This window comes from Sphingopyxis sp. (assembly GCF_036675685.1).
Lineage (GTDB): Bacteria > Pseudomonadota > Alphaproteobacteria > Sphingomonadales > Sphingomonadaceae > Sphingopyxis.
Window position 1 is genome coordinate 48,572 of sequence record NZ_JAKFEM010000002.1, and the last position, 15,862, is coordinate 64,433.

The 15,862-nt window shown below is 67.4% G+C and carries 12 protein-coding genes; all 12 read right to left on the reverse strand.

Translation table 11 applies throughout. The features are described 5' to 3' along the window. Window positions 1-26: 26 nt before the first annotated feature. The 12 genes from V6M50_RS00390 to V6M50_RS00445 all read right to left on the reverse strand — a co-directional run bounded on the left by V6M50_RS00390 (window position 27) and on the right by V6M50_RS00445 (window position 15,847). Window positions 27-1,922 (reverse strand): XrtA/PEP-CTERM system amidotransferase, encoded by a 1,896-nt coding sequence (locus tag V6M50_RS00390; protein ID WP_332816546.1) that lies wholly within the window; start codon window positions 1,920-1,922, stop codon window positions 27-29. Between the two features lie 13 nt (window positions 1,923-1,935). Continuing rightward, window positions 1,936-3,414: an exosortase A gene (gene xrtA / locus V6M50_RS00395; protein WP_332816547.1), complete on the reverse strand. Its 1,479-nt coding sequence runs from the start codon at window positions 3,412-3,414 to the stop codon at window positions 1,936-1,938. After that, complete coding sequence (locus tag V6M50_RS00400) at window positions 3,411-4,616, reverse strand: TIGR03087 family PEP-CTERM/XrtA system glycosyltransferase (RefSeq protein WP_332816548.1); 1,206 nt, start codon at window positions 4,614-4,616, stop codon at window positions 3,411-3,413. Before V6M50_RS00400 ends, xrtA begins: the two co-directional genes overlap by 4 nt. Window positions 4,617-4,626: 10 nt before the next feature. Further along, window positions 4,627-5,697, reverse strand: coding sequence for a FemAB family XrtA/PEP-CTERM system-associated protein (locus tag V6M50_RS00405; protein WP_332816549.1), 1,071 nt, complete (start codon window positions 5,695-5,697; stop codon window positions 4,627-4,629). Then, window positions 5,694-6,554, reverse strand: a complete 861-nt coding sequence (locus tag V6M50_RS00410; protein ID WP_332816550.1) for an XrtA system polysaccharide deacetylase — start codon at window positions 6,552-6,554, stop codon at window positions 5,694-5,696. The genes V6M50_RS00405 and V6M50_RS00410 overlap by 4 nt, the downstream gene beginning before the upstream one ends. A 45-nt stretch (window positions 6,555-6,599) precedes the next feature. After that, complete coding sequence (locus tag V6M50_RS00415) at window positions 6,600-7,901, reverse strand: XrtA/PEP-CTERM system-associated ATPase (protein WP_332816551.1); 1,302 nt, start codon at window positions 7,899-7,901, stop codon at window positions 6,600-6,602. Window positions 7,902-7,922: 21 nt separating this feature from the next. After that, window positions 7,923-9,635 (reverse strand): hypothetical protein, encoded by a 1,713-nt coding sequence (locus tag V6M50_RS00420; RefSeq protein WP_332816552.1) that lies wholly within the window; start codon window positions 9,633-9,635, stop codon window positions 7,923-7,925. After that, window positions 9,635-10,657 (reverse strand): P-loop NTPase, encoded by a 1,023-nt coding sequence (locus V6M50_RS00425; RefSeq protein ID WP_332816553.1) that lies wholly within the window; start codon window positions 10,655-10,657, stop codon window positions 9,635-9,637. The genes V6M50_RS00420 and V6M50_RS00425 overlap by 1 nt, the downstream gene beginning before the upstream one ends. 14 nt (window positions 10,658-10,671) lie before the next feature. Further along, window positions 10,672-12,210: an XrtA system polysaccharide chain length determinant gene (locus tag V6M50_RS00430; RefSeq protein WP_332812626.1), complete on the reverse strand. Its 1,539-nt coding sequence runs from the start codon at window positions 12,208-12,210 to the stop codon at window positions 10,672-10,674. 47 nt (window positions 12,211-12,257) lie between these two features. Beyond that, a complete protein-coding gene (locus V6M50_RS00435; RefSeq protein ID WP_332816554.1) occupies window positions 12,258-12,914 on the reverse strand; it encodes an XrtA/PEP-CTERM system exopolysaccharide export protein in 657 nt (218 codons plus the stop codon). Between the two features lie 174 nt (window positions 12,915-13,088). Continuing rightward, a complete protein-coding gene (locus V6M50_RS00440; RefSeq protein ID WP_332816555.1) occupies window positions 13,089-14,318 on the reverse strand; it encodes a pyridoxal-dependent decarboxylase, exosortase A system-associated in 1,230 nt (409 codons plus the stop codon). Beyond that, window positions 14,315-15,847: an acyl-CoA ligase (AMP-forming), exosortase A system-associated gene (locus tag V6M50_RS00445; protein ID WP_332816556.1), complete on the reverse strand. Its 1,533-nt coding sequence runs from the start codon at window positions 15,845-15,847 to the stop codon at window positions 14,315-14,317. Before V6M50_RS00445 ends, V6M50_RS00440 begins: the two co-directional genes overlap by 4 nt. Between the last annotated feature and the right edge of the window lie 15 nt (window positions 15,848-15,862).

Genomic DNA, 15,862 nt, shown 5'->3' on the forward strand with positions numbered 1-15,862 from the left:
GCCTGCGCGGGGGCGACGGATATTTCTCAAATCCCGAACAGCTTCGCCAGCGACTTCTCCAGCATGAAAAATTGCCAGATCAGCCGGCCATGGTCGCGCCGCCCTGACTGGTGCGCGGCGACGATGCGCTCGATCTCCGCCATATCGAACCAGCCCGAGCGCGCGAGCGTCGACGAGGTCGCGAGGCCCTTGGCGGCATTGACAAGCGGCCCCCGGAACCATTGCGATACCGGCGTCACGAACCCCATCTTCGGGCGATAGAGAATATCGTGCGGCAGATAGCGTTCCATCGCCTGTTTCATGATCGCCTTGCCCGTCCCGCGCTTGACGCGCATCGATGCGGGCAGGCTCGCGGCAAATTCGATGAGGCGATAGTCGAGCAGGGGCTCGCGCGCCTCGAGGCTCACCGCCATGCTCATCCGGTCGGTTTTGGTCAAAATGTCGCCGGGCAGCCATATCTGGAGGTCGGCATATTGCGCACGATCGAGCGGCTCGCGCGCGGGCGCCTCGGCCATCGCCTTCCAGTAGCGCGTCTCGGCGACATGATCGCCGAGCGCATGATGCGCGGCGTCGTTGAACAGGCGCGAACGCTGGGCCACCCCCGTCACGCCCACGGCTTCGGCATAACCCTCTGCCCCGCTCTTCGACAGGCTGGCGAGCGTCGCGCGGGCGCGCAGCGGGCGCGGCGCCCAATCCATCTGCGGCCAGACGTGCGACAGCGGGCCGAGCACCCCACGGCGCAGAAATCCGGGGATCAGGCCGCGCAGCCTTTCCTCCTGATGCTGGAAGACGAGGCGGCGGTAGCCCGCGAACGCCTCGTCGGCGCCGTCCCCCGACAGCGCCACGGTCACTTCTTCGCGCGCGAGTTCGCAGACGCGGTAGGTCGGTAGTGCACTCGCATCGGCAAAGGGCTCGTCGAACTGGTCCGCGATCTTGTCGACGAGCGTGAAGTCGCCCGAGGACACCGTACGGGTCCGATGATCGGTCGCGAAACGCTCGGCGATTTGCTGCGCATATTGCGTCTCGTCGAGCGCCGCCTGATCGAATCCGATCGTGCAGGTTTTGACCGCCTTCGCGCTCGCCTCGGCCATCAAGGCGACGACCGCGCTGCTGTCGACCCCGCCCGACAGGAACGCCCCGAGCGGGACGTCGGCGACCATGCGATCGGTCACCGCGGCGCGCATCAGGTGGACGAGATGTTCGGCCGCCTCGCCCTCGCTCGCGCGGATGCGTTTCGAGAAATCGGGCGCCCACCAGCGCGTCGGCGCGGGCACGGGCCTGCCGCGTTCGAGCATCAGATAATGGCCGGCGGGCAGCTTCTCGACCCCCGCGACGATGCAATTGTCGTCGGGGACATAGCCGAAGGCGAGGAAATCCTCGACTGCAGTCAGATTGGCTTCCTGCCGCAGCAACGGATTGCGCAGCAACCCTTTCAGCTCGGATGCGAAAGCCACCGACCCGTCCGAGAGGCGGGCGAAATGAAGCGGCTTGACCCCCAGCCGGTCGCGCGCGAGGAACAGGCAGCCGCGCTGGTGATCGTGGATCGCAAAGGCGAACATGCCGTTGAGTCGCGACAGGCAATCGGGGCCCCATTGGCGCCACGCTGCGATGATGACTTCGGTATCGCCGCTGGTGCGGAAGCGGTGGCCGCGATCCTCGAGTTCGGCGCGGAGCTCGCGAAAATTATAGATTTCGCCGTTGTAGGTGAGCGTGACGATTTCGTCGTCGCTCGCCATCGGTTGCGGACTTCCCGCGATGTCGATGATCGACAGGCGCAGGTGACCGAGCCCGACGCCGGGCGCGGTCCACTCGCCCGACCCGTCGGGGCCGCGATGCTGCATCGGCTGGAGCATCTGGCGCAGGCGCGCGGGATCGACCGGCTTCGCCGTCTCCAGATGATAAATGCCCGCAATCCCACACATATAGGAACCGCCTTTAACGTGTTTCGAGCGCGCGGTCAGCCATCGCCTTGGCTCCGCCCGACGCGGAAAGGAAATCCTCTATCGCATTGCGCCCGCCGTGCCGCTCCTCGCTCGATATAATCAGCGACAGTGCGCGCGGATCGCCGCCGAGCAGCCGCGCCTTGAGGCCCGCGAGTTTCGCGCGGCGCGGATCGCCGGTCACGTCAGCGCCGACGACATACCAGGTCGCGGCATCGCGCAGCACGGGGCCGGGATGCAGCAGGCGTTCGGTCTTCGCGCCCTCGATAGCGGGCAGCGATGCACTCCACCCCCATTTGCTGTCGGGGTCGACCGCGCCCTGCCCGAACGCGACGACCTCGCGCCCTTCGGCCTGGCGTTCGTAACCGCCGATAGCGACAGTCACCCCCCGCCCTTTTTCATCGACGAAGTGGCGCAGCAGCCGCTGGTCGGCACCGTCGAAACGCGGCGCCCACGCAGTGCCCTCCCCGCGTGCCTCACGCCAGCCCGGCGGTGCCTTGACCGTCATCGTGTCGGGCAGCGGCGCGCTGCGCCCGCCGACCAAAATCCCCCAGCCGGCAAAGATCAGTGGGACCGCCAAAGCGGCGGGCAGCACCGCCTTCGCCGCTCCCGCAAAGCGCGGCAGGCCATCGAGCCCGCGCACATCGACCGCGGCATCGTTCGCGGGCCGGTCGAACCAGCGCCGCGCGGCGAGCATGACGACCAGGATCACGAGGCCGAAGAAAATCCAGCCATAGAAAATATGGTCGATCCCGCCCGCCGCCTCGATCCCCCAGATTTCGGCGGCGACCATCGTGCCATAGGCACGCAGCGCGTTGGCAAGGATCGTCGTCGCCAATGCGAGCACGACGAAGACGATCCGCCGCGTCCAGCCCTTGAAGCAGAGATGCGCCGCGAACACCGAGTAAGCGAGCATCGCGATCAGGAAATTGACCCCCGAACATTCCTCGGCAACCTCGAAGAAACCCGCGCGCGTGGTGACGAACACACCCTGCATTTCGGCCGAAATGCCCGACAGGTGGAGCAGCGCGACGCTGATATGCGCGGTGAAGGTCTGGAGCAGCGGCACCAGCTCCTCGCCAAAGGGCACGAGCAGCAGCGCACAGCCGAGCGGAAAGAGCAGTGCGCGGACAAGCTTTTCGCCGAGCGTCGCCGCGACCGCTCCCTGCAGCATCAGCACAAGCCCCAGCTGACGGAACAAGCCGACACCAGCGGCTTCACCGACCAGCCACACCAGTCCCGCCCCCGCCATCCATAGAAGCGCCGGCCACCAATAGGCGGGCGTCAGCGGGCGCAGCAGCGGCACGCGCAGCGACACCAGCCAGCCGATCATCGGCACCATCAACAAGCAATGGGTGAAGGTCGAGCTATGCCACCAGATGCCGGCCATATCGGCGGCGTCGCGCCAGAAAATTGCGAGGATCGCGGCCGACAGCAGCGCCAGCGCCGCAAGGTGGCGTTGCCACAGCGTCACGCGGGCAGTCCCAGCAGTTCGCTGAGCGGGGCAAGGCGGGCGTCCCAGCCGTAGCGCGCGATCATCCGCGCACGCGCCGCCTGTCCCATCCTTGCTGCGGCGGCGTGATCGCCGAAGAGCGAACATATCGCATCGACCATCCCGATAGCATCGTCGGCGACGAGCAGATGCTCGCCCGGCGTCGCATCGATCCCCTGTGCCGCGGCGGCGCTCGCGACCACCGGCCGCGCCATCGCCATCGCCTCGAGCAGCTTGTTCTGCACCCCGCGCGCGAGCAGCAGCGGCGCGACCACCGCATCGGCGGCGGCGAGCCACGGCCGCACGTCGGGGACCTCGCCGGTCACCACCACGCCGGGCAGCTTTTCGAGCGCGCGCACGTCATCGGTCGGCGCGCGGCCGACGATGGCAAAGCGCGCGCCGGGATGGCGCTGACGGAGCAGCGGCAATATGTCGGCCGCGAACCAGCGCACCGCGTCGATGTTGGGGCGATAGTCCATCTGGCCGGTGAAGACCGTCAGCGGCCCTTCGCCCGTCGCGACCGGTTCCAGCGCTACCACCGGGTCGAAGCGATCGGTGTCGATGCCGTTCTCGACCGCGCGCACCTTGTCGGCGGCCAGCCCGCTATGCTCGCGGAACAGCGCCGCTTCGGCCTCGCTGACGAACAGGCTGGCATCGACGCGGCACGCCGCTGCGGCTTCATAAGCGCCCAGAACCCGCGCCTCGCGCGCATGCACCCAGTGGAGCGGCTGGCGTTTGTCCTGCTCGGCGTAGGCCCGGAATTTGGCTGAATCGACATCGACGAAATCCATGAGGACGGGACCGTCGAAATCGGCGGGAAGATATTGCGCCATCTGCCCCGAGAAGGCGACGATATGACTGATCTTGCCATGCGCCAGCAGCGCTTCGACATGGCGCGCGAGTGCGGCATTCCCGAACAATCGGTTCGACACCGGCTCCCCGCGCAAGACCGCCTGCATCAGCGCGGCGGGGCGCGACACATTGCGCACTTCGATCGCCAGACTCTTGCAAAGCGGCGCCATCTTGGCGCGTGCAGCCTCAGCGTCCTTCGCATTGTCGGCGAGCGCCGCGACATGCACCGGCGCGAGCTTTGCCAGCGCCTCGAACATATGCCAGCTGCGGATCCGGTCGCCGCGGTCGGGGGGCCAGGGCGCGCGGTGAACGAGGAACAGGATTTCGGCCACTAGCGGCGTCTTACCCTAGACCGCGCGCGATCAGCGGGCCGATCCGGTTGGCCGCCCACAGCGGCAGCTTCTTCCAAAGATCGACCTGCAGCCGGTATTTGGCGCTGTTCGGATTGGTATCGCGCGCGGTTTCGCCCGGGGCGAGCCAGCGCGCATAAACGAGCGGCTGCGGCTCGAAACCCCAATTCTTCTTGTAGGCGAAGGGCCCCGTTCCGACCTTCGAGCGGCCGAAATCGAAGCGCGTGCAGCCCTTGGCGCGCGCGTGGCGCATCAGCGCGAAATACATCAATTCGTTGGCGCGCAGCTTGCGGGCATCGGCGGTGCCGCCGCCCCAATAGGGCATGACGGTGCCGCGCCAATAGAGGCTGAGGACGCTGGCCACAACTTCTCTATCGTTGCGCACATTGAGGATGTCGGCATCGTCGCCGAAGGCGTCGAGAACGCACGAAAACAATGACTTAGGAAATACGGGGGTGCCGAGGTTGCGAACACTGGTTGCGTAGGTGCGGTAGTGGTCGGCGCGATCCTGCGCACTGCAGCCGATGGTCACCGTCAGGCCGCTTTCGAGCACCTTGCGGACCTCGGCGCGTTGCTTGCGCGGGATGGCGAGCAGTTCGGCATCGTCGTCGGCCGCGAGGTCGCGGGCAAAGCCGGCGTAGACGCCTTCCTCGACCTGCCAGCCTTCGGGCTGCGGGCCGCCGCGCAGTTCGATCGATGGGACGCCGAGCGATTTCGCGAGGTCGACGGCGGCATCGGCGAGCGCCGCCGCGCCCGCTTCGCCATCGGCGAGCAATCCGCCGTCGACGGCGAAGCCGCTTGCCACAAGCGCCTGGCCGAAGAGTGGCGAGCGGATGTGATGCAGCGGCAACAGGCCCGCGATCTTTCCGCCCGCATCGCGTGCGACGAGCAAATGGCATTTGTGGCCGGTCGCCTTGGTGACCGCCTCGCACCACGCGCGGCTGTGGAACGGCGTCGCTTCCGGGTGCTTTGCGACATAGGCGTCCCATGCCGCGGCGTCGGTCAGCGGCGAAACGGAGAGCGTCTGGTCTGCGGTCGCCGCAATCGGCGCGGGGGCGTTCACGCCGCCTCGCGCCACGGCTGCGCACGTTGCTGCTGCGCGGCCAGCAGCGCATCGGCGCGGGTCCATTCGAAGTCGGCGAGCAGCTTCTTCAGCTTTCCTGCCATGGCCGACAAGCCGCTGTAATGGCGAATTTTCGATTTGATCGGCGCGTCGGCGACGCGCGGCTGGCCGGGGTCGATTTCCCACGGGTGGAAATAGAGGATGGCGGGATGCCCTTCGGCATTCATCCGCGCGATCGCCCAGCGCGTGAAGCCATAGGGCAGCATCCGCATGAAGCCGCCGCCGCCTGCCGCGAGCGTGCGCCCGGCAAAGCGTGCGGTCGTCACCGGCCATTCGACGAGATCGCTATCGGCGAGCGGCCGCCAGGCATGGCGCGGGCTGGCGGGCCAGCCATAATGGTCGTGCGCCACCGGCGCGACGCTGCTCGAATAGGCATAGCCCTGTTCGGCGAGGATCGCGTGCGCCCATGGCGTACGTTGGTCGACCGAGAAACTCGGCGCGCGATAGCCGCGAACGGGAATGCCGCCGAGATCCTCGAGTATCGCCTGCGTTTTCTGGAGATCGGCAGCGAATTCGTCGGCGGTCATGTTGAAGACGCGCTTGTGGTCGTAGCCGTGGCTCGCGAGTTCGTGCCCCGTCGCGACGATACGCTTGATCAGCGCGGGATAGCGTTCGGCGACCCAGCCCAAGGTGAAGAAGGTGCCCGTCGCGCCGGCGTCGGCGAAAATCTGTAGCACCGCGTCGCAATTCGCTTCGACCCGGCATTCGAGCGTCGGCCAGTCGGCGCGGTCGATCGTGCGCTCAAACGCGCCGACCTGGAACCAGTCCTCGACATCGACCGACAGGCCGTTCTGCATTTTTGCTCACCTTCATCGGCAGGGTAGCGGATTTTGGCCGGACTGTCAGGCCGCCCAGGTCCGCGACGTCGCCGGGTTGGGTGCATTGTCCGGATCGCGCTCGACCCATTCGATCAGCAGGTCGAGCACGCGGCGCAGCGCGGCGTCCTGTTCGACGAGGCGCTCCTCGAGCGAAGCGATCTGCGCCTCGAGCGCCGCCAGATGTTCGGGATCGACCGCCGGGGCGGCGGGGGCCGGTGCGGGCGCTTCGACCGCCGCCTCAGGCGCCAGCTCCAGGACGTCGTTTTCGGCTTCGGGCGCGTCTTGCGGCGTCAGCGTGATGACGCGCGCCGGTGAGGCGGGCGCGGCGAACGGCGGACGTGCGTCGGCGGCCGGCTCGGCACGTTGCGGCCATTCGAGCGGCGCCTCGGCGACCGGAGGCGCGGTAACCGCAGCAGGGGCGACGAAGGGCGCGGGGGCCGGCGCAACCGCGGCGGCGGCGAGTTCGACAACCTCTTCGACGGGCAGCGGCGCGAGCGTCGCCATGTCGATGCCGCGATCGGCCTCGATCTCGGCGACCACCGAGCGCACATTCTGCGCCGTGATCCGGTTCATCTGCTCGACCGCGCCGTAAAGCAGCAGGCGGCTGACAAGGACGTTCAGCTTGCGCGGCACACCCTCGCTGTAATCAAAGATTTCCTCGAAGGCGTCGGGGCTGAAGCTGGGGTTGCCCGTCCAGCCGACCTTGCCGAGGCGGTGAAGGATATAGGGTTCGACCTCCTCGGGCTCCATCGGATCGAGATGATGCGTCGCGATCACGCGCTGGCGCAGCTGTTCCAGCGCCGGCGAATGGAAGAGCGTCTGGCGGAATTCGGGCTGGCCGAGCAGGAAAATCTGGAGCAGCGAATGGCCGCCGAGCTGGAAGTTCGAGAGCATGCGCAGCTCTTCGAGCGCCGAGACGGCGAGGTTTTGCCCTTCGTCGACGATCAGCAGCGTCCGTTTCCCGGCGCGCGCCTGTTCGCGAAGATACTGCTCCATCGAACGCAGCAGTTCGGCCTTGCTCTCGCCCTCCCACGCGATGCCGAATTGTTCGGCAACGAGGCGGAGGAGATCGTCGCCTTCGACCTGCGTCGACACCAGCTTGACCGCGGTCAGGCGATTGGGGTCGATCGTGTTCATCAGGTGACCGACGAGCGTCGTCTTGCCCGCGCCGACGTCGCCGGTGATGACGATGAAGCCTTCACCCTGCGCGAGGCCATAGCCCAGATAGGACATCGCCTTGCGGTGCGTGCCGCTTTCGAAATAGAAATGCGGATCTGGCGTCAGCTGAAACGGACGCCCGGTGAAACCATAGAACTGATCGTACATCGCAATATTCCCGTTGCTTGGTCAGAAGTTGTAACGAAGTCCCACCAAAGCTGAACCAATAAGCTGGCTGTTGAAGCCGTCCTGATCGAAGGCGTTGAGGCTGGCGGCCGCGGTCCCGGTGAGACCGCGCCAGAAGCGCCGCGAATAGGCGGCCGACAGCCCGGCCGACTGGACGTCGCTCGCGCCCGGCGCGCCATTGTCGAAATAGTTGACATAACCCGACAGGCTGAGGTCGGAATCGACATCGAGCTGGCGGCCTGCCGACAGGAAGAGATAATAGCTCTCGTCCTTGATGCCGTTGAGGCTGGCGATCGGCGACAGCCGCGGTACGAGCAGCTTGCGCTGGTCGTAGCCGATGCCGACGCCATAACTCCAGCCCGCGAAGCGCGACGAGAGCGTCGCCTGCACACCGCGGCTGCGATATTGCGCCGCGGTCGCGCTGCCGAGCTGGTTGTTGAGGCAGCCGCCGCCCTCCTGGCCGAAGACACAAGGATTGACGTCGCCGCCGATCGGGTTGCGCGTCGGGTCGAACTGCGTCGGGAGCGCGGCAAGCCCGCTCGACATACCGCGGCCCAGGCTGGACAGCCCGTCATAGACGCCGACCTGGATCGTCGTCGCATGATCGGCGCGATAGGCGAAGCTGCCCGTATAGATGGTGTCGCCATAACGGCGCCCGACGCGCGCGGTCAGCGAGGTGCGGCGGCTCGGCTGCCACATCACACCGGCGTCCCAGATCAGCCCGTCGGTATCGAAGGACAGCTGGCGCGGGGTCGATTTGTCGGTGACGAAGCGGCCCTTGGCATCGCGCACCGGCACGCCATTGGCATCGAGTAGCGGATCGCGCTGCCCGATCTCGATATCTTCATAACCGACACCGCCGAGAAGGGCGACGGTCGGGCCGATCGGCATCGTCACATCGGCGCGGGCATATTTGCCCTCGAACCGCTGATCCAGCTGGCTCGCGTCCTCGCGCTCGTAACCGCCCGAAAGCTGCCAGCCGAACGGCAGATCGCCCGGCCGCGCGCCGACGCTGGCCCAGGCGACATGGTTCGTCGAGCTGTCGAAAATATCCTGCGGCTGGCTGCCCGGCCCAAGGATCGCCGGCTCGTCGACGTCGACCTTGGTGTAACCGAAGCGATAACCCGCCCCGACGTCGAGCCCGGCGATGCGCCGCGTGAAGGTCGGCCCGGCGTAGACCGAGTAGAGGTTCGCGACGTTGCTGGCGTCGCCGATGAACAGGCCGCTGTCGGCACCCTGCCGATCGGCGCGCGTGCGCGTCGCGAGCGCGCCGCCTTCGAGGTTCAGGCCGCGCGCGACCTCGAGCCGGCCGCGGGCAAGGCCGCTGATGACGTCCTGATCGCCCTCGCGGCCCCACCCGAACTGATGTTCGTAGCGCAGCGTCGCAGCCAATTCGGCGCGGCGCGTGACGATGGCGGCGTCGATCCCGGCCGCAACGGTCGTATAGGTCAGGACGTCGCCGCCGTTTTTGAGGTCGGCGGTCAGCACCTGCCCGACTTCGAGATAGGGGCTGACGTCGACCGTGCGCTGGGTGCGGCGCCGTTCGGCGCGCTTTTCGGCGCGGCCTGTTTCGGGTTTGGCTGCGCCTCCCGAAGGCGCTTCGCTCGCGCCCGATCCGGCATCGCCCGAAAATTGGGCGTGCGCGCCCGTCGCCGCCCCGGCGAGCAGCAGGGCCGCCAGCGTCCCCACGTGACGCATGGTGGTTGTGGTGCGCATCACGCGCCTCCTTGTCCGTAATAGGTGCCGAAGCGGCGGCCGCCCGGCGAATATTTCACGCCGTTCAGGAGCAGCTGGATATGCGGACACGCGCCCATCAGGCCGATCGCGTCGCGCAGCGCGGATTCGAGCGTTTCGTCGGCGCGCACCACCATGATCGTCTGCCCGACATGCCCCGCGAGCACCGCGGCGGGCGACGCCGCAAGCACCGGCGGCGAATCGAGGATCAGGATGCGGCCCGGTGCGCCGGCTTCGAGCTGGGCCAGCAGCGTCTCGGTCCGCGCCGAGGCGAGGAGTTCGGTGTCGTGCATATGCCCGGTGCCCGCCGGCATGACCTTCAGCCCCGGAATGTCGGTCTGGATCAGGCAGTCGCCAAGCGGCAAATGCGGATCGGCGAGCGCGTCCATCAGGCCGGGGCCGTCGCTCAGCCCCAAGGCTTCGAGCACGCTCGGCTTGGCAATGTCGGCATCGATCAGCAGCACGTCGTGATCGGCCTCGACCGCGAGGCTGAGCGCGAGGTTGACCGCCGAGAAGGTCTTGCCCTCGCCCGGGTTGGCCGAGGCGATGAGCACGCGGTGGCCGCGCGGCAAGAGCGGGCGGTTGCCCGCCCCGCCGAAATTGCGGATCAGTTCGCGCTTCACGATGCGATATTCTTCGGAAATGCCGGTGACCGGCGTTCCGGGCACGATCATCCCGCGCGAGGCGAGCCGGTCGCGGTCGATCGTTCCCTGCCGCGTCGGCGCGATTGCGGGCGCCGCTTTCGCAACATCCTTGCGCGGCGACGGCTTGGGCGAAGGCGCCGCTTCGACCGCGGGTGCGGCCTCGACAACGGGCTCGAGGATCTCGGCCTGCGGCGTTTCGACAGCCGGCTCGGCCTTGGCCTTCTTCGCCTTTTTGACGGGCTCGGGCGGCAGGTTCGAGACGTCGATCGTCGGCGCATTGGCCGCGGGATCGAGGCCGAACATGTCGGCTGCGCGTTCGAGGAGCGAGGGCGGGCGCTTGACTTTGCGTTGATCGTTCATGTCATCGTCCCCCGTCACGCAACCATGCCGCGCTGGATAAATTCGGCGACCAGCAGCAAGGCATAGAGGCCGACCAGCGCGCCCCCGCCGCTCGCCAGCCAGACGAGCTTCTTGCGCCGTTCGACATGGCGTTCGGGCGTTATCACCTCGGTGATCGAGCCGATCACCGGCAGACCGCTCGCGCGTTCGAGCTTGCTCGCGGTCGCATAGCTGGTGCGCACCTGGCCAAGGCCGAAGGCGACGCCGATGCCGCCGCCGATCCCGGCGAGCAGCACGAGCGTCAGGAACAGCGGCCGGTTGGGCGCCGCGGGGCTGGTCGGTTTCGACGGCGGATCGAGCAATTCGATCTTGATCGCATCGGTTCCGGTCTGCACCTCGCCGCGCATCCGCACCTGCTCGCGCTGGGTGAGCAGCTTGTCATATTGCGCCTTGAACGCGGTATATTCGCCGTTGATCCGGTCATATTCGGCGGCGATGCCGGGGTTCTGGATCTGCTGCGACGTGATGCGCGTGATGTCGCCGGTCAGCTGCGCCTTGCGCGCCGACAGCGCACTGACCGTCGCTTGGCGTTCGGCGCGCATCGCGGCGAGCGAGGCATAGGCCGGATTCTGCGAATTGCCGCCACCGCCGGCGCCCGTGCCTTCACGGTCGGCCATGGCTTTCAGCGACGCGATCTGGCTCTTCAATGCGATGACATCGGGGTGCGCATCGGTCAGGCCGCGCGCGCGCATCGACGACAGCTCGTTCTGCGCGCCGGCAAGCTGCTGGCGCGCGACACCGCCGCCGGTGGCATTGAGCCCCGGCACGTTGATCGTCGCCGGGGTCGAGGAAAGCTGGCCATTGGCGGCCGCAAGCTGCGCCTGCGCCGAAATGAGCTGCGAATCGATCTGGCTGAGTTCGGCGCGCGCGGCGTCGATGCGCTGCGCCGGCGAGCCCGAACCGCCAGGGATCAGGCCGATATTCTGCGCCTCGAACGCGCCGCGGCGCGCTTCGACCTCGCGCAACGCCTTTTCGCGGTCGGCGATCTGGGCATCGAGGAATTTCAGGCCCTCGCGCGCATTCATCCGGCCACCGCGCAGCTGGTCGTCGCGGAACACGGTGATCAGGCTGTCGAGCACGCCCGACGCAAGCTTGGCATTGTCGGCGTCCGACAGGCTGCCGACCCCGACGCTCGACGTGATTTCGAAGATATTGTCCTGCTGCGGGATGATCTTGATGCTCTTTTGCAACATCCCGACCGCGCCCGCCTTTTCGCGCTCGTTCGCGCCGGCGGGCAGCAGGCCGGTGGTCGCGGCGACCTTTTCCATGTTGCGCGCACTGGTCAGCGTTTCGCGGATCTGGTCGATCTGGGGGCGCCCGCCGCCGCCCGCTTCGTCGGGAAGGATTTCATTGGTGTCGACGAGCAGCCGCGCGCGGCTGTCATAGCGATTGGGGATCGACGCGATCGCCAGCCAGCCGAGGATGCAGATGCCCCACGCGACCGCCAGCACCAGCCACCGGCGTGTCCAGACGCTGTGCAGCGCCACCCGGAATTCGTCGTAAAGGCTGTTCATCGCGTCGGTTCAATCCTTGGGAGATGGGTTGGTTGGCGGCCGGCGGGTCAGAACATGCTTTCGGGGATGATGATGACATCGCCGGGCTGCAGCCGCACATTCGCCTTGATATCGCCGCGCTTGATCAGGTCATTGAGCCGCAGGCCAAATTCCTGCTGCTTGCCGCTGCCCTTGTCGAAACGGACGAGTCGCGCCTTGTTTCCTGCGGCATATTCGCCCAGCCCGCCCACTGCAATCATTGCATCGAGCACGGTCATGTTGGCACGGAACGGAATCGACGCGGGTTTTTCGGTCGCGCCGACGACGCGCACCTGCTGCGAGAAGGTGCTGTTGAAGGTGGTGACGATCACGCTGACGATCGGATCGTTGATATATTGGCTGAGCTGGAGCTTGATATCCTGCTGCAGCATCGTCGGCGTCTTGCCCACCGCGGGCATGTCGGTGATCAGCGGCGTGGTGATCCGCCCGTCGGGGCGCACCTGAACCTTGCCGCCGAGTTCGGGGTTGCGCCACACGAAGATCTGGAGCTCGTCGAGCGGGCCGATGATATATTCCTCGCCCGGCCCTTCCTGGTTCTGGACAAAGTTCGCGCTGGGCAACTGCGGCGCGGAGCTTCCGGCGCCCATGCAGCCGGTCAGCGCCGTCGCGGCGATACCGGAAACGAGCGCGGCGCGCGCGATGCGGAGCGAGGGGAACGAAGCCATGATCAATCAACCTTTCGAGCCGCCGACGATTGCCGCGGCCGAAATCCCCGCGACAACAGTCATTGCGTCAGCTTCAGCCATTGCTCGAAAAGGGTGAACATAATGTTAGTATTGAACTAAGTTTGCACCGCACCATCGCCAAACTGTCCCGATAAGGAACAGGTCTCCGCCCTCTCAGACGAGCATTTCGCGTGCCGGCCCCTGCCCCAGGAACGCCGAAGGGCTCGCGCTCGCGCCATAGGCGCCGGCCTGGAAGATCGCGATCAGGTCGCCGACGTCGGCGCGCGGCAGCGCGACCTGGTCGCCGAGCCGGTCGAGCGGGGTGCAGAGGCAGCCGACGACCGACACGGTCTCGACGGGTTCGCTGCCGAAGGCGTTCGCGACCGCGATCGGATAGTTGCGGCGGATCACGGTACCGAAATTGCCGCTCGCCGCGAGCTGGTGATGGAGGCCGCCGTCGGTGACGAGGAAGGTCTCGCCATGGCTGATCTTGCGGTCGACGATGCGGGTCAGGTAAACCCCCGCCTCGGCGACGAGCCAGCGGCCGAGTTCCATGGCGAAGCGGCTGTCTTTGAGCGCCGCCGCACGCTGCGCGAGCGTCTCCGCGAGTGCGGCACCCACCGCGGCCGCATCGACCGCCTTGTCACCGGGAAAATAGGGAACACCCATGCCGCCACCGAGGTTGACGAGCGGCGGCGTTACGCCGATTTCGTCTGCCAGCCGCGCCGCCAGCGCCACCGTCTGCGCCTGCGTGTCGGCGATGGCGGCGGCATCAAGCGCCTGTGATCCGGCAAAAATATGGAAGCCCTGCCAGTCGGCACCCGCATCGAGCAGGCGGCGCACCAGCGCAGGCACATCGGCGGCGTCGACCCCGAAGGGCTTCGCGCCGCCGCCCATCTTCATGCCCGACCCCTTGAGGTCGAAGTCGGGATTGACCCGCACCGCGAGCCGCGGCGCCACGCCCAGATGCGCGGCGATCGACAGCGCGCGCGCCGCCTCGCCCGCCGATTCGAGGTTCAGCGTCGCGCCCGCCGCAATCGCCCCCTCAAGCTCGCGGTCGCGCTTGCCGGGACCCGCGAAGCTGATGTGCTGCGCCGCCATCCCGCTCGCCAGCGCCGCCTTGAGCTCGCCGCCCGAGGCGACGTCGAACCCGTCGACCAGCCCCGCCATATAGGCGAGCAGCGGCGCATAAGGGTTCGCCTTCATCGCATAATGAAGCTGGACCTCGGCCGGCATCGCCGCGCGCCATCCGGCGACGCGCGCGGTCAGCATCGCGCTGTCATAGACGAATAGCGGCGTGTCGCCCGCGACATCGGCGAGCGCCTCGGCGCGATCGCCGCCGATCAGCAGCATGCCGTCTTCATCGGCGGAAAAACCGGGGGGGATCGGACCGTGCGGCTTCATGCCGTCCTCTCTTGCGCCCAATCGGCCGCGATAGCCACCCGGTCGAGCTTGCCGTTCGGATTGCGCGGCAGCGCATCGCGCCATTCGATCGCCTGCGGCTGCATGAAATTGGGGAGGTTCTGGCGGAGATAGGCGCTCAGCCCTTCGTCATCGGCAACGCCATCCCTGCCGCGCACGATCAGCACGATCGCGGCGCCGAGCCGCGCGTCGGGAACGCCGAACGCGACGGCTTCGTAGATCAGGCCCGACGCAACCGCGACATCCTCGACCTCGGTCGGGCTGACGCGGTTGCCCGCGGTCTTGATCATCGCGTCGTCGCGGCCGACGAAATAGAGGAGGTGATTGGCGTCGCGGCGCACCGTGTCGCCCGACCACACGGCCATTCCGCCATAGCGCGACGCCCGCGGCGCCGGCTTGAATCGCTGCGCGGTCCGCTCTTCGTCCTGCCAATAGCCCTTGGCGACCAGCGGCCCGCAATGGACGAGCTCGCCAGGCTCCTCATCGGCGGTGATCGTCCCGTCGGGCCGGCACACCAAAATCTCCGCATGCGGGATCGCCCAGCCCATCGATGTCGGATGATCGGCGACGAATTTCGGTTCGAGATACGTCGAACGGAACGCCTCGGTCAGCCCGTACATCGGATAGATGTCGGCCTTGGGAAATGTTCGGCGCATCGCGTCGATCAGCGACGGCGTCAGCGCGCCGCCGCTGTTGGTCAGGCGCTTGAGATGCACCGCGGTCTCGGCGGGCCAGTCGCTTTCGACCAGCTGCACCCATAGCGGCGGCACCCCGGCGAGCGTCGTCGCCCTGTGCCGCGCCACCGCCTTCACGACGTCGCGCGGGGTCAGATAATCGAGCGGGGCGACCGCCGCGCCCGCATGCCACGACGAGAGAAGTTGGTTCTGCCCATAGTCGAAGCTCAGCGGCAGGACTGCGAGCACGCGGTCGTCGGGGGTGATCTTCAGATAAGAAGCGACGCTTTCGGCGCCGAGCCACAGATTGGCGTGGCTCAGCATCACGCCCTTCGGCCGGCCGGTCGATCCGCTGGTGTAAAGAATCGCCGCCAGGTCGTCGGGCTCGGCGATTGACGGCGGTAGCCCCCGCCCGCCCGAATCGACCACCTCTTCGGCGATCTTGAGATCCTGCAGCGCGCATTCGACCGGGCGCGCTTCGCCGAGCATCTCGGCGCGCGAAACGTTGGTGACGAGCAGCTTGGCCCCGCTGTCGGACAGGATATGCGCGACCTGCGGCCCCTTGAGCAGCGGGTTGACCGGCACATGGATCAGCCCCGCACGCACCGCGGCGAGCGGCATCAGGCAGGCGAGGCGTGTCTTCGCGCTCCAGCTCGCGACGCGCTCGCCCGGCCCGCCCGTCTGCTCGAGCAGCCACGACGCGAGCCGTCCGACGCCGGCGTCGAGTTCGGCGTAAGTCGTGACCTTGTCGCCGATCAAAAGCGCAGGCGCGTCGGCGCCGCCGCAGCGGGCCAGATGATCGATCGGTCGCGAAGATGGGTTTTCGGGCGTGGTCATCGGCTGTTAGGACTG

Coding starts and splice junctions, on each gene's coding strand:
- V6M50_RS00390 (WP_332816546.1), bottom strand. CDS start 1,922: ATGTGTGGGATTGCGGGCATTTATCATCTGGAGACGGCGAAGCCGGTC.
- V6M50_RS00410 (WP_332816550.1), bottom strand. CDS start 6,554: ATGCAGAACGGCCTGTCGGTCGATGTCGAGGACTGGTTCCAGGTCGGC.
- V6M50_RS00415 (WP_332816551.1), bottom strand. CDS start 7,901: ATGTACGATCAGTTCTATGGTTTCACCGGGCGTCCGTTTCAGCTGACG.
- V6M50_RS00420 (WP_332816552.1), bottom strand. CDS start 9,635: ATGCGCACCACAACCACCATGCGTCACGTGGGGACGCTGGCGGCCCTG.
- V6M50_RS00425 (WP_332816553.1), bottom strand. CDS start 10,657: ATGAACGATCAACGCAAAGTCAAGCGCCCGCCCTCGCTCCTCGAACGC.
- V6M50_RS00430 (WP_332812626.1), bottom strand. CDS start 12,210: ATGAACAGCCTTTACGACGAATTCCGGGTGGCGCTGCACAGCGTCTGG.
- V6M50_RS00435 (WP_332816554.1), bottom strand. CDS start 12,914: ATGGCTTCGTTCCCCTCGCTCCGCATCGCGCGCGCCGCGCTCGTTTCC.
- V6M50_RS00440 (WP_332816555.1), bottom strand. CDS start 14,318: ATGAAGCCGCACGGTCCGATCCCCCCCGGTTTTTCCGCCGATGAAGAC.
- V6M50_RS00445 (WP_332816556.1), bottom strand. CDS start 15,847: ATGACCACGCCCGAAAACCCATCTTCGCGACCGATCGATCATCTGGCC.